At 54.4% G+C, this 13,627-nt stretch carries 12 protein-coding genes; all 12 read left to right on the top strand.

Going from position 1 to position 13,627, the window contains the following annotated elements; genetic code table 11:
• The first annotated feature begins 14 nt into the window (after window positions 1-14).
• The 12 genes from murI to QZ554_RS00180 all read left to right on the top strand — a co-directional run bounded on the left by murI (window position 15) and on the right by QZ554_RS00180 (window position 13,428).
• Entirely contained in the window at window positions 15-848 is an 834-nt protein-coding gene (murI, locus tag QZ554_RS00235; RefSeq protein WP_297193263.1) for a glutamate racemase, read from the top strand.
• The gene (locus QZ554_RS00230; RefSeq protein ID WP_297193261.1) at window positions 845-2,134 is read left to right on the top strand and encodes a DUF1343 domain-containing protein; all 1,290 of its coding nucleotides are present in this window, start codon (window positions 845-847) and stop codon (window positions 2,132-2,134) included. Before murI ends, QZ554_RS00230 begins: the two co-directional genes overlap by 4 nt.
• 145 nt (window positions 2,135-2,279) lie before the next feature.
• Window positions 2,280-3,242 (top strand): NAD(P)-dependent oxidoreductase, encoded by a 963-nt coding sequence (locus QZ554_RS00225; protein WP_297193259.1) that lies wholly within the window; start codon window positions 2,280-2,282, stop codon window positions 3,240-3,242.
• 24 nt (window positions 3,243-3,266) lie between these two features.
• Window positions 3,267-5,147 carry a GH32 C-terminal domain-containing protein gene (locus QZ554_RS00220; protein ID WP_297193258.1) on the top strand — a complete coding sequence of 627 codons (1,881 nt, stop codon included), beginning with the start codon at window positions 3,267-3,269 and terminating at the stop codon, window positions 5,145-5,147.
• Between the two features lie 800 nt (window positions 5,148-5,947).
• A complete protein-coding gene (gene rlmB, locus QZ554_RS00215) occupies window positions 5,948-6,685 on the top strand; it encodes a 23S rRNA (guanosine(2251)-2'-O)-methyltransferase RlmB (protein WP_297193256.1) in 738 nt (245 codons plus the stop codon).
• A gap of 35 nt (window positions 6,686-6,720) precedes the next feature.
• The gene (locus tag QZ554_RS00210; RefSeq protein WP_297193254.1) at window positions 6,721-7,356 is read left to right on the top strand and encodes an L-threonylcarbamoyladenylate synthase; all 636 of its coding nucleotides are present in this window, start codon (window positions 6,721-6,723) and stop codon (window positions 7,354-7,356) included.
• A 21-nt stretch (window positions 7,357-7,377) separates the two neighbouring features.
• On the top strand, window positions 7,378-7,827 hold the full coding sequence (gene ybeY / locus QZ554_RS00205; RefSeq protein WP_297193253.1) for an rRNA maturation RNase YbeY: 450 nt from the start codon (window positions 7,378-7,380) through the stop codon (window positions 7,825-7,827).
• Between the two features lie 120 nt (window positions 7,828-7,947).
• Window positions 7,948-8,682, top strand: coding sequence for a type III pantothenate kinase (locus QZ554_RS00200; protein WP_297193250.1), 735 nt, complete (start codon window positions 7,948-7,950; stop codon window positions 8,680-8,682).
• On the top strand, window positions 8,679-9,989 hold the full coding sequence (locus tag QZ554_RS00195) for a hypothetical protein (protein ID WP_297193248.1): 1,311 nt from the start codon (window positions 8,679-8,681) through the stop codon (window positions 9,987-9,989). The genes QZ554_RS00200 and QZ554_RS00195 overlap by 4 nt, the downstream gene beginning before the upstream one ends.
• Window positions 9,990-10,061: 72 nt before the next feature.
• On the top strand, window positions 10,062-11,411 hold the full coding sequence (locus QZ554_RS00190) for a hypothetical protein (protein ID WP_297193246.1): 1,350 nt from the start codon (window positions 10,062-10,064) through the stop codon (window positions 11,409-11,411).
• A gap of 16 nt (window positions 11,412-11,427) precedes the next feature.
• Window positions 11,428-12,165, top strand: coding sequence for an LPS export ABC transporter periplasmic protein LptC (gene lptC / locus QZ554_RS00185; protein WP_297193244.1), 738 nt, complete (start codon window positions 11,428-11,430; stop codon window positions 12,163-12,165).
• A 12-nt stretch (window positions 12,166-12,177) separates the two neighbouring features.
• Entirely contained in the window at window positions 12,178-13,428 is a 1,251-nt protein-coding gene (locus QZ554_RS00180) for a hemolysin family protein (protein WP_297193242.1), read from the top strand.
• The last annotated feature ends 199 nt before the right edge of the window (window positions 13,429-13,627 follow it).

Below are 13,627 nucleotides of genomic sequence, written 5' to 3'. Positions count from 1 at the left end.
CTCCACTCCTCATCATGACTTCTGCACCTATCGGGGTCTTTGACTCAGGCTATGGAGGCCTGACAATACTCTCGGAGATCCGAAAGAGACTCCCACAATACGACTATATCTACCTCGGGGACAACGCTCGCTCCCCCTACGGTACCCGCTCCTTTGACGTGATCAGAGGCTTCACTCATGAGGCTGTCGAATACCTCTTCTCCGAGGGATGCCCACTAGTCATCTTGGCTTGTAACACTGCCTCGGCCAAGGCTCTTAGGGAGCTTCAGCAACACTATCTCCCCTATACCTCAGACCCCACACGGCGTATCCTCGGGATCATACGTCCTACGGTGGAGGCTATATCGAGCTTCACCCAGACAGGTCATGTGGGAGTAGTAGCGACCCCAGGCACAGTCTCCTCGGGCTCCTATACGACAGAGGTAGGCAAGCTCTTCCCCGAGGTACGGGTAAGTGAGCAGGCCTGCCCCATGTGGGTACCTCTCGTAGAGTATGGTGAGAGCCAAGGGGATGGAGCAGACTACTTCGTCCGTAAGTACATCACAGAACTGATGGCCAAGGATCCGGAGATCGATACCGTACTGCTCGCCTGCACTCACTACCCACTCCTCCGCTCCAAGATCAAGGAGGCTCTACCGCCCACTGTTTCGCTCATTGCACAGGGTGAGCTGGTAGCTACCTCACTAGCAGATTACCTGCTCCGCCACCCAGAGATGAAGCAACGTCTAAGCCGAGGGGGACAAGTATCCTACCGCACGACAGAGTGCCCCGAGAAGTTCGAGGAGCTAGCCTCTATCTTTATGGGAACGAATGTAGATGCTATACGTGTCAAGATAGATAAGGGATGAAGCACCTCCTCCGCCTAAGCTATACCCTACTTCTCTGCCTCTCCTTTATAACGAAGGGATGGGCAGAGGGTACTACTCGCCCCGTCATGGGAGCAGAGCGTATGGAGCTCCTCCTACCCCTACTGGAGGGGAAGCGTGTAGCGCTCATGGTCAATCAATCCTCCCTCGTCGGTGAGGCAAAGACTCACCTAGTCGATACACTCCTAAGCCGTGGTGTCCAGATCTCGAAGATCTTCGTCCCAGAGCATGGCCTAAGGGGCAAGGTCGATGCAGGCAAGCATGTATCTAGTGGTACAGATCCACGTACGGGGCTCCCCGTGATCAGCCTCTACGGACAGACCAAGCGCCCTACACCCGAGATGCTCTCCGATGTAGATATCCTCATCTTTGATCTGCAGGATGTGGGGGTACGCTTCTATACCTATATCTCCTCCATGCACTACCTCATGGAGGCCGCCCAAGAGGCAGGTAAGACCTTCGTCGTCTGCGACCGTCCCAACCCCTGTGACTTCGTAGATGGGCCTATACGAGAGTCGGACTGTCGCTCCTTCATCGGAGTCGATCCCCTACCCGTAGCCCATGGGATGACTGTCGGCGAACTAGCACTCATGATCAATGGACAGCGGTGGCTTCGCTCGGGAAAAGCCTGCCAGCTAAAGGTCATCCCTCTACTAGGCTGGCAGCATGGTGATGCCTATAGTCTCCCCGTGCGTCCTAGTCCCAATCTCCCGAACGATCGTTCCATAGCCCTCTACCCCTCGCTCTGCTTCTTCGAGGCCACTATCCTAAGTGTAGGCCGAGGCACAGATAAGCCCTTCCAGGCGATTGGCCATCCTAATAAGCAACTTGGGAGCTATGTCTTCACGCCACAAGTCAAGCCAGGGGAAGACTCCAACCCCAAGCATCGTGGGAAGGCATGCTACGGCATGGACTTCTCCGAGACTTCGCTCCCTAGCGGACGCCTTAGCCTAGCCCCGCTCATCGAACTCCACCAGCGAGCGATGCGTCTTGGACTCAAGCTCATTGATCGTCCTCGTACCTTCGACCTACTAGCTGGGACGAAGAGGCTACGAGAGCAGATTCTAGCGGGACAGAGCGAAGAGGCCATACGTGCCTCATGGCAAGAGGGCATCAAGGCCTTCCTCCGCATCCGGCGTCTCTATCTACTCTATCCAGAGGGGCGCAGAGCCTACTGGGGAGGTAGCACCCCACCCACCTACGTAATAGATCCGCTGGTCACGAGTACGAGGGATGAGCATAGTATGCTGACTCTACCTCCGCTGTAGCCTCATCGATCGAGGGGGAGACGTCCTACCGCCCATAGGGGTATCCCCATTCCTACTAGAGCTCATCCCGCCATACGTGGGGGATGAGCTCTATATTTATTGTAACTTCGCCCCTATAGTTCATACTTATAACCCCTACACTCCTATGGCTACCATACTTATTGCCTTCGACACCCTAGAGGAAGGCTTCGAACGACTATCCCAAGCTCATACGCTGATCCGTCCCCCTCATGGTCGGGACTTCACACCCGAGGAGTTACGAGAGCTCATCCCCGAGGCAGATGTGCTATGTAGTGTCTTTGACATCCCTATCCCAGCAGAGCTCATCGCCCTAGGCAAGCGTCTACGACTCATCGCCAACTACGCTGTCGGCTACAACAACATCGACATCGAGTATGCCCGTACACACGGCATCACCGTCACCAATACCCCCTACTCTGTCATCGTCCCTACAGCTGAGCTAGCACTAGCACTCCTACTGAACTGCACTCGCCGTGTCTGCGAGCTAGACCGACTCGTACGTCGTGAGCCTGGGGTGAAGGTTAGTCTCTCACGTATCGACCGCCTAGGCTGGCTCCTACAGGGCAAGCGGATCGGGATCGTGGGCTATGGTAATATCGGGGAGGCCGTAGCAGAGCGTTGTCGTGCCTTCGGTATGCAAGTCCTCTACTACAAGCGACACCGCCTAGCTCCCGAGGTCGAGCAAGCCAAAGAACTCACCTACCGTCCACTGGAGGATATACTCCGTGAGAGTGATGTGATCTCCCTACATACCCCCTATAGCCCTGCGACACACCACCTGATCGGGGCACGTGAGCTGGCACTCATGCCTCAGCATGCTATCCTCATCAACACCGCTCGTGGAGCAGTCGTAGACGAAGCCGCCCTCGTCGAGGCTCTTCGCAGTGGGCAGATAGCAGCCGCTGGGCTGGATGTCTTCGAGCATAACGACCTCCCCCTGCCTGCACTCTCAGAGCTAGACAACGTAGTGATGACTCCACATGTCGGGACGCAGACACGTGACAGCCGTCTGATGATGACAGCGGAGATGACGGAGAACGTACTACGCTTCCTAGAGGGGCGCACAGATATTAGCCGTGTTGTATAAGGTCTCATAGCCCCTCTCTCTACTATGTCCTACAAGCAACTCTCACTCACCCTCGCCCTCACCACCCTCCTACTGCTGATGGCGAGCTGTAGCCACACCACCCAGCCTATGCATATCCAGCGCACGAGTGACACGACAGCCCTCGTACAGATACGTACCCCACAGCGATACCTCCTACTCCCCATACAGGAGAGCCAGCCCGAGGTCCTCGTTCGCCTCATCGGTGATCGTCCTGAGGATACGGAGCTTGATATACGCCTAGCGGTAGATAGTATCGATTACTTTGTCCCCCTCGCTCTGCCTATGGATCGGGAGAGTGAAGTCGAGATCATCGGACTAGGGGCCAAGGCTATTGCCTGGGACTCGATCCGCCTAAGTGACACCTTCACTCCTGCACCTGCAGACTACTACCGCCCTACCCTACACTATACCCCACCCTATGGATGGATGAATGATCCCAATGGACTCGTCTATCTGGATGGTCGCTATCATCTCTACTACCAGTACAATCCCTACGGAGCTAAGTGGGGCAATATGTACTGGGGGCATACGTCCTCAGAGGATCTCCTACACTGGCAGACACATGAGCCTGCCCTAGCACGTGATACGCTAGGGCATATCTTCTCGGGCAGTGCGATCATAGACCGAGAGGGACAGGCAGGCTTTGGGAAAGGTGCTCTGCTTGCCTTCTACACGGCGCATAAGATGCGTCAGGGCAAGCAGTGGCAGGCTCAGTGCCTAGCCTACAGCATGGATCAGGGGATGAGCTTCACCAAGTACACGGGTAATCCCATCCTCAGCCCCCACGATGGTATCAGCGACTTCCGTGATCCCAAGGTCTTCTGGTATGCTCCGAACAAGAGCTGGTATATGATCGTCTCTGCGGACAAGGAGATGCGCTTCTATCGCTCGACTGACCTACGGCAGTGGGACTATGTCAGTGCCTTCGGTGATGGATATGGAGCACGTCCCTGTCAGTTTGAGTGCCCAGACTTCTTCGAGCTCCCTATGGAGGGCACGGGGATACGTAAGTGGGTCATGCTGGTCAATATCAACCCCGGGGGAGCCTTCGGAGGAAGTGCTACGGAGTACTTCGTCGGGAACTTTGATGGGAAGACCTTTACACCCGACACCGCACCCGAGGTCGCTCGCTGGTTGGACTTCGGCAAGGATCATTATGCCTTTGTCACCTTCCACGGCACGCCAGGTCGTGTACTCGGCATCCCCTGGGCAAGCAACTGGCAGTATGCCAATGTCACCCCCTATAAGCAGAGCCGAGGTGTCAACGGCCTACCCCGTGAACTCTTCCTCTTCGAGGCTGGAGGACGCTCCTATGTCGGGGCACGTCCTGCCTCAGAGGTGACCAAGCTCCGTAAGGATAGCATCACCCTCCCCGAGGCTCGTCTCTCCGAGCGAGTGCGCCATGAGGATCTGCTTGCTCCGTACAGTGACGCCTTTGAGCTCGAGCTTGAGCTAACCCCTGAGGCAGGGGTTACTCAGGCAGGGGTTGTCCTGACGAATAAGCAGGGGGATCGCCTGCCTATCTTCCTTGACCTGTCCAAGGGACGTGTCGTGATGGATCGGACACAGAGTGGGCTGATCGCCTTCGGAGAGCAAGCTACCCCGCACGAGCGGGAGAGCGCAGACTGGCGCAAGGGGGATGGACTGAACTACCAGAACGACTTCGCCCTCTCCACTTGGGCTCCACTCGGGCTCTGTGCACGCAAGACCTACCGTCTACGTCTATTCATTGATCGTAGCCTAGCGGAGCTCTTTGTTGAGGGAGGGCGGATCGCTATGTCCAACCTCATCTTCCCCCGTACCCCCTACACCTCTCTGGAGCTCTTCAGCGAAGGAGGGAGCACCCAGATACGAGGCCTACACCTTTACCGCCTCGGGCTCTAGCCTCTAGGTTACTCCTGACCTATCCTCCCATATACTATAAACAAGAGGAGGGATGGCAAGCGGGGCATAGCTACGAAGGTATTATCCTCCCCCAAAGCCCCGATCACACTAGCGATGTAGAGCTCATCTCAAGTGCCCCTCATAGAGCCTATACTCACCTCATCTGAGGACACAGTATGTTCGCCCCCGTCACCTTACAGAGGCGATGGGGGCGAACGTTATATATCCATATCCCCCTCTCGGTATGTCCTCTAGCCTCCCTCTCTCGGAGTGTTCGATATAGGGCGAATTAGAGTGGAATAATTCACGCCTTACGCTCTCTAGCCACCTAAAGCAGGTGGATGTTCGGCTCCTCGGGATAGAGCTGACTCATGAAGTCTGGAGAGGGGGGAGTGCAATGTGGTCAAGCAGCATATACTCAAGACAGAAATATCTGTATCCTAGGAGTATACACACCAAGCATATACCTACTACCTAGGAGGGGTAAGTATACACGTGTGTACACAATAGTGTACCTGCGTGTACACAACTGTATACACACGTGTACACAACATCGCTCTAAGTATGTCCTCTGTAGAGCTCTCCCGTATGTTCATTCCTCGGGGATAACGCCTAGACATTCCATATATGGACCTATGGCTTCCTCGGACATGGACTAGCCACCCATAGAGCCAAAGGGCAGAGCATCCCCAATGAGAACAAGCATCGGAACTACCCTCTTCGGGGGGAGGGAAATGCGGGAGAGCTAATCTTTTGTTACCTTTGTCTTATAGAGATTAGAAACTCTAGGACTGTACTTAATGGGAAGAAATAACTTGATCTTCGGTATGCACCCCCTGCTCGAAGCACTAGAAGCAGGGCGTGAAATCGACAAAATACTACTAAAGCGAGGGCTAAGAAGCGACGAAGTAAATCGTATCATGGCTCTGGCACGTGAGCGTATCATCCCCCTACAGATGGTACCCGAGGAGCGTCTATCACGTCTGACTCGTGGACAGCATCAGGGGGTCATCGCCTTCGTCAGCGAGATCGAGTACACGTCACTAGAGCAGCTCATCCCTATGATCTACGAGCAGGGACGATCCCCGTTCGTTGTGCTGCTGGACGGCTTGACCGATGTGAGGAACTTCGGGGCGATAGCACGTACTGCAGAGTGCGCAGGCGTCGATGCCATCATCATCCCCGAGCGTGGGAGCGTGAGTGTGACAGCCGATGCCATCAAGACCTCGGCTGGTGCTCTGCACCGCCTGCCCGTATGTCGTGTCAGCTCTATTGCCTCCGCAGTAGCTCTACTGCAGCAGAGCGGACTCCAGGTGGTCGCAGCCTCAGAGAAGGCGAGTGACCTCTACACGGAGACGGATCTACGCCTTCCTCTGGGTCTCGTGCTCGGAGCCGAGGATCATGGGGTATCGACAGACGTACTGCGTATGGTAGACCACATAGTACGTATCCCCCAGGTAGGAGCTATCGGTTCGCTGAATGTCTCCGTCGCTGGTGGTATCCTCATCTACGAGGTCGTACGCCAAGCGAAGAAGTAGAAGTAATCCCCCTTGCCCTAAGACCTATTTAGACCATGCTCATCAAGCTCTACGCCGACAACCCCGACTATAGGCTACTTAGCCAGCTCATCGATCGGCTACGTGATGGGGAGATCTTCATCTATCCCACAGCCTCGGGCTATGCCTACTGCTGCGATGCCCTGAATGCAAGAGCCATCGAAGAGATCTGTAGGCTCAAGGGGATAGATGTGAAGAAGAAGGCCCTCTCCATCGCCTGCAACTCGCTGAGTCAGGTCTCCGAGTACTGCAAGATGAATGATCGTGCCTTCAAGTTCATCAAGGATCATGAGGTGAACTACACCTTCATCCTCCCAGCCTCGGGAGCTCTCCCCAAGATCTTCAAGCATCGTCGGGAGGTGGGTGTACGCCTAGCCCAACACCCGATCGGGCAGCTACTCAGTGAGCACCTAGGCAACCCTCTGATCACAGCCTCACTCCCCATAGAGGATAGTGAGGAGCCAGAGTATGCGACCAACCCCGAGCTCATCGACGAACGTTTCGGGGCACAGGTAGCAGGAGTCTTTGACGCTGGAGATATACCACTCGCCCCCTCTACGGTCGTTGATTGTACAGAGGAGCCCTTCGAGGTGCTCCGTATGGGACATGGTCGCCTAGCGGACGAAGAGCCATTATTGAAGAAGGAATATTAAGCCATAGAGATAGATATCATCATGATAGCCTTTTATTCGGATGAAGACGTCGAGGAGCCGAGACTCCGCAAGAAGCTCGTCCGTAGCTGGATCGAAGAGGTAGCACGTAGCTATGACCGCAAGGTAGGCGAGCTCTGCTACCAGTTCTGCGGGGATGAGCGTATCCTCCAGACGAATCAAGACTTCCTAGACCACGACTACTACACAGACATCATCACCTTCGATGAGAGTGAGGGGGATAGGATAGCAGGCGATATGCTCATCAGCCTAGATACGGTCAGGAGCAATGCCGAGCAGATCGGGACGGACTACGCCGAGGAGCTACATAGAGTGATCATCCACGGTGTACTGCACCTCTGCGGACTCAACGATAAGACGGATGAGGACGAGGAACGCATGCGCCAGGCTGAGGAGTCAGCCCTATCCCTCCTGAGAGCAGAGCTCGGGGAGGGAGAGTCTCTCCTCGACTAGGCATAGTGAGGTATATGCAGGGAGAGATGGGACAATGAATTATAGTGCCAGAGCTCAGAGAAGGGGGTTATTCCAAGGAAAAAGCGTTTCTTTGTGGTCTAATTGACTCTACCATTCTAAGTGAACTTAATCATTGACCAAGGGAATACCGTGTGCAAGGTAGCTGTAGCAGCCGAAGGAAGGCTCATACAGCACTATACCTACCCACACCTATCCCTACGCGAAGCCGGACAAGTGCTCTCTGCTCACCCAGGCCTAGAAGCAGCGATCTACAGCTCCGTAGCGAGAGTGGACAAGCCTCTACTAGGACTCCTCTCGGAGCGTCTGCACACAATGGTCAAGGTGGACGAGAAGACTGCCATCCCTCTGGAGGTGGCCTACGACCGCAAGCGACTGGGTAGTGACCGCCTAGCAGCTGTCGTCGGAGCATATTCCCTAGCACCAAAGGGAAGTGACTTACTGGTCATAGATTCGGGGACTGCGATCACCTTTGAGCGCATTACCCAGCTGGGAGTGTACCTCGGGGGGAATATCTCCCCAGGCCTCTACACGAGGCTCAAGGCGCTGAACCACTTCACCTCTCGCCTCCCCCTGCTCTCCGACCTAGAGGATACGACCCTAGGCTTCGGAGTCACGACGCAGGAGGCCATCAGTAGAGGTGTCCTACAGGGGCTCATCTACGAAGTAGAGGGCTACATCAAAGCTCTTCGTCAGACCAACCCCGAGGCAGTAGTCTTCCTGACGGGAGGCGATGCCCAAATGATACAAGAGCTCCTCAGCGAAGAGGTCTGTGTGGAGCCCGACCTAGTCCTCTATGGGCTAAACAAGATATTGGAGTACAATAGAGACAAATGATAACAAGGAAGAAGATCATCCACCAGCTCGTCTGGGCTGGGCTCATCGGAGCACTCAGTGCATCCTCTCTATACGGACAGGGCAATAGCGAACGCTCCCCCTACAGCCGCTACGGCTATGGGCGACTAGGCGAACGCCAGACCGCTGGTGCCCGTGCTATGGGAGGACTAGGTGCTGGGCTACGAGACCCCAACATCACCAACCCTGCCAACCCCGCATCCTACACGGCTGTAGACTCCCTGACCTTCATCATGGATCTAGCCGTATCTCTGCGAGGCTCCTACCTAGCAGAGGGGAGCAAGAAGGATAGCCGTATCCTAGGGAATATCGACTACCTCACGATCCTCTTCCCCGTGAGCAAGCACCTCGCCATCAGCGCAGGGATCACCCCCTACTCTACCGTTGGCTATCGCTTCGGTAGCACAGAGAAGCTCCAGGGTGATGAGAACCAGAGTCTCTATCAGCGAGCCTACTCAGGTAGTGGTAGCTTCAATGACCTCTACCTCGGGATCGGTGGACGTATCGGGCAGTTCTCCCTTGGGGTGAATGCCTCGTACCTCTTCGGCTACACGACCCAGCAGCATCAGGTGGTCTACAGCTCAGGGAAAAATGCGATCAACCCGATCGACCAGTCCCAGCTACACCTAAAGGGCTTCAAGTTCGACATCGGTGCACAGTATGAGCTGACCCTAGATGCCAAGCGTGGGCGTAGTCTCGTCCTAGGGGCGACCTTCGCTCCAGAGACGAAGCTCCGCTCCGAGGCTGTCTCTATGCAGTATCAGTACGACACCAAGACACAGCGTAGTACGCTCATCAAGGCTGACACGCTGACCTCTAGCGCACAGCATCTGAGCCCCATGAGTCTCTCCGCAGGGCTCACCTATCGCTATCAGGATGTCTTCAGTGTAGGAGCTGACGTCTCCTATATGAAGTGGAGTCGAGCAGGCGAAGCTGGTGCCGGTGCACAGTTCACTGACCGCTATCGTATCGCCCTAGGTGGCTCTTGGATCCCAGACTATCGTGGACGAAGCGTATTCAGTCGCTCCTACTACCGCTTTGGACTCAATGGCTCCAACTCCTATGTGAAGGTGCCTGCTCCTAATGGGGAGCTAGCTAGCTACAACCAGTACGGCGCTTCACTCGGTATCGGGATGCCACTCATTGATCGTCGCTCTCTAGTCAGCCTAACGCTCGACTACAGTTACCTGAAGCCTCGTGTCTCAGGCATGGTGAGCGAGCACATGATCGGTCTCACCGTGGGGATAACCTTCAATGAAGGATGGTTCCGCAAGGCGCGAATCAATTAAACTCACTAGGCAAAGAATAATCAAACACAGTATCGATCTATATCGATGTAACTAAATAGAAAACTAGACACAATGAAACTGAACAGAATGATCCTGGTAGCAGCCCTTGGACTCTTCTCCACGGCTGCTTATGCCCAGACGGGTAAGGCTTCAGGGACTCCTTTTGGCTCAGGACAGGACAGTATCCGTTGCCGCCAAAGCATCAGCCTATTCACCAGTCTCGGGAAGACAGGTAACTACCAAGATGCCTACGAACACTGGAAGAGAGCTTATGACGAGTGCCCTGCGTCCTCTAAGAACATATACATCATCGGGGCTAAGATCCTACAGTGGAAGCTCAAGCAGGCCAAGGACGATGCCAGCAAGAAGAAGGCTGTCTCTGCCCTAATGAAGCTCTACGATGATCGTGCTACCTACTTCGGCGATGATCCCAAGATGGGCGCAGATCAGATCATGCTTACCAAGACGAAGGAGTATGTAACAGTTATGGGTGACAAGGCTGACTTCACCGAGGTCTATACCTGGCTCAAGCCCGTCGTAGCTCGCTACAAGGGACAGACTCCTGCTGAGCTCCTCTACTACTTCGCTTACTCATCTCGTGCAGTAGCCCTACGTGACAAGACCAAGGCTGAGCAGTACATCAAGGACTACCTAGATGCAGCTGAATATGTCGAGGCTTCAGTAGAAGCAACGGCTAACAACCCAGAGGCTCGTAAGGCTGTCGATACCTTCAAGAATGGTATGGATGCTGAGTTCGCCCAGAGTGGTCTCGCTGGCTGTGAGATGCTGACGAAGATATACACTACTGCTAAGATCGAAGCGCACAAGAAGGATAAGTCCTATCTGACGACCGCCGTATCGCTCTTCAGCCGTGCAGGATGTAACAGCAACGAGTCTCTCCACGCCAGCAAGTACCTCTTCGACATCGAGCCCTCTGCTACAGCCGCTATGCAGCTAGCAGGTGCAGCGATCGAAGGGAACAAGCTCTCTGAGGCCTCTGAGTACCTCAACAAGGCTATCGAGCTAGCTAAGTCCTCCAGCGAGCGTATCAAGTGCTACGAAGTACTGATCCAGCTATCGATGAAGCAGAACAACATGGCGCAGGCTCGTAACTATGCCAATAAGGTACTAGCAGAGAACCCCAACTCAGGTCAGGCTCTCATCGTACTAGCACAGATGACGGCTAATGCTGCATCAAGCTACTTCCCTGATGACAAGATCAAGCAGCGCTGTGTCTACTACCTCGTCATCAACAAGCTCCGCCGTGCAGCTAGCGTAGACCCCAAGGTAGCAGGCCAGGCAAACCGCCTCATCGCCACCTACTCTCGCTTCCTCCCCTCGGCTCAGGACATCTTCATGCACCCAGAGATCAAGAAGGGTAGCACGCTCAACATCGGTGGCGAGTCTGTCGTCATCCCTTAATCTCATAGCTTAGACTATGCTTGACCTTCCTTCGCCGAGAGCGAAAGGGAAGCTATTAGGACTCCCTACCAAGGACATTCTGCCCTTGGTAGGGGGTCTCTTTCGTTCCCCTCTGGCTCCATTAGCTCAGACAGCACTCACCCTGCTGGCTATCCTCTTCATGGCAGCCTGCTCCAAGGAACGTGTGGAGACGAAGAGTCTCAACGTCAATATAGACTCTCTCTACACAGCCCGTATGATCAAGCTCAATACGCTCATCTCTGACTCGGGGCTGATACGCTATCGTATGACTGCTCCCGTCCTACTGATCTATGAGCGTCCCGAGCGTAATGAGTGGGTATTCCCTAAGGGACTACTCCTGCGCCCCTATGACACGATCAGCGGTAGCAAGGTCTTCATCAAGGCCGACTCGGCTATACGAAGCACCGCTAACGAGGAATGGGAACTGATCGGCAATGTCCAGGTACAAGGCCCCCAAGGACAGCGCCTACACACTCATCGCCTCTTCTGGCAGCGAGATCAGCGGCGTCTATTCTCGCACGACACGACCTATTTCTTCACAGAGGGGAGAGAACTACGTGGCTCCAGCTTCGAGGCCACAGATGACCTCAGCTGGTATCAAATCCTCAATAATAAGGGAGTCATCGAGTACGATGAAGAGGCTACAACCACTACACCAAGTCCTACTCCGACTCCCACCACTGTCCCCACTCCGAAGCCTGACAGCCTTCCGAAGAAGGTTCCATCTAAGTAGTCACTCTTGGCAATGCTGTATCTATATATCCTACTTACCCTCGTTGCCTCCGCCCTCTTCTCGGGGATGGAGATCGCCTTCCTCTCCTCGGACAAGCTACGTCTGGAGCTGGATAGGAACAAGGGTGGACTCTCCGCCAAGATCCTAGGGCTCATATATAGTCGCCCTGACCGCTTCATCACGACGATGCTCCTAGGGAACAATGTAGCCCTAGTCATCTATGGACTCCTGATGGCAGAGCTCATGGAGCCTTGGCTTATATCTATCCTGGGAGACAATGATGGGATCATCCTCCTAGCACAGTCCATACTAAGTACACTACTCATCCTCTTCGTAGGAGAGTTCCTCCCAAAGGTTACCTTCCGAGCCAACCCCAACCGGACGATGCGATTCTTCTCGGGGCTGGTATTCCTTATCTATATCTTACTCTACCCCTTTGTACTGATCATCGGGCTCATCACCCGTGGAGTACTCCTACTAGCAGGTCAAAAGACGAGCAGTGTCGCTATCCGCCCAGCCTTGTCCGCCCTCGACCTCGAGTACTACCTCACCCACAGCTCCGATGATGGGCAGGCCTCTGGCATAGAGACCGAGGTCAAGATCATTCAGAATGCCATCTCCTTCTCTGGCCTTCAGGTACGAGACTGCTTACTTCCCCGCAATGAGATCGTTGGGGTAGAGTACGGCGTGACGGAGGCTCACCTAGAGGAGCTCTTTGTCCGCACTGGACTCTCGAAGATCATTGTTTATCGAGAGAATATTGACGATATCATCGGCTATATACACTCCAGCGAGATGTTCCGTAGTGGGGACTGGAGGGAGCGCATTGTCCCCAGCATCTTTGTCCCTGAGAGTATGCAGGCCAGCACGCTGATGAAGCTCCTCATGCAACGCAAGAAGAGCATCGCCATCGTCATCGACGAGCTCGGCGGGACAGCAGGCATGGTCACCTTAGAGGATGTCGTAGAGGAGATCTTCGGAGATATTGAGGATGAGCACGACCACAAGAAGCGTATCGCTAAGCGAGTGGACGACCGCACCTATATCTTCAGTGGGCGTATGGAGATAGACGACATCAACGAGCAGTTTGAACTCTCGCTACCCGAGGATGAAGACTTCATGACGATAGCAGGCTTCATCCTACATCACCACTCAAGCATACCTTCGCAGGGCGAGATCCTAGAGATCAACGGCATTCGCTTCGAGATCCTTCGTTGCACCTCTACGAAGATTGTGCTTGTGAAGATGATCCTCCCCGAATAGCTACCTCCCCTTCATCTCCCCCAGTGCAAGATGCTAAGGGCTATCTCTATGATACAATAGGCTAGCGAGTGACTTCCTGCCAACAAATGGTATCAAGTAGCCTAGGGGATCTATACAGTTGTATAAGTGGCTATCAAGTACAGATAGATCCTGGCACAGCGTATATCAATAGTCACGCTGTAGAACAAGGCGATAAGTA

Source organism: uncultured Porphyromonas sp. (genome assembly GCF_915070105.1).
Lineage (GTDB): Bacteria > Bacteroidota > Bacteroidia > Bacteroidales > Porphyromonadaceae > Porphyromonas.
This window is presented reverse-complemented; position numbering and strand designations above follow the sequence as displayed.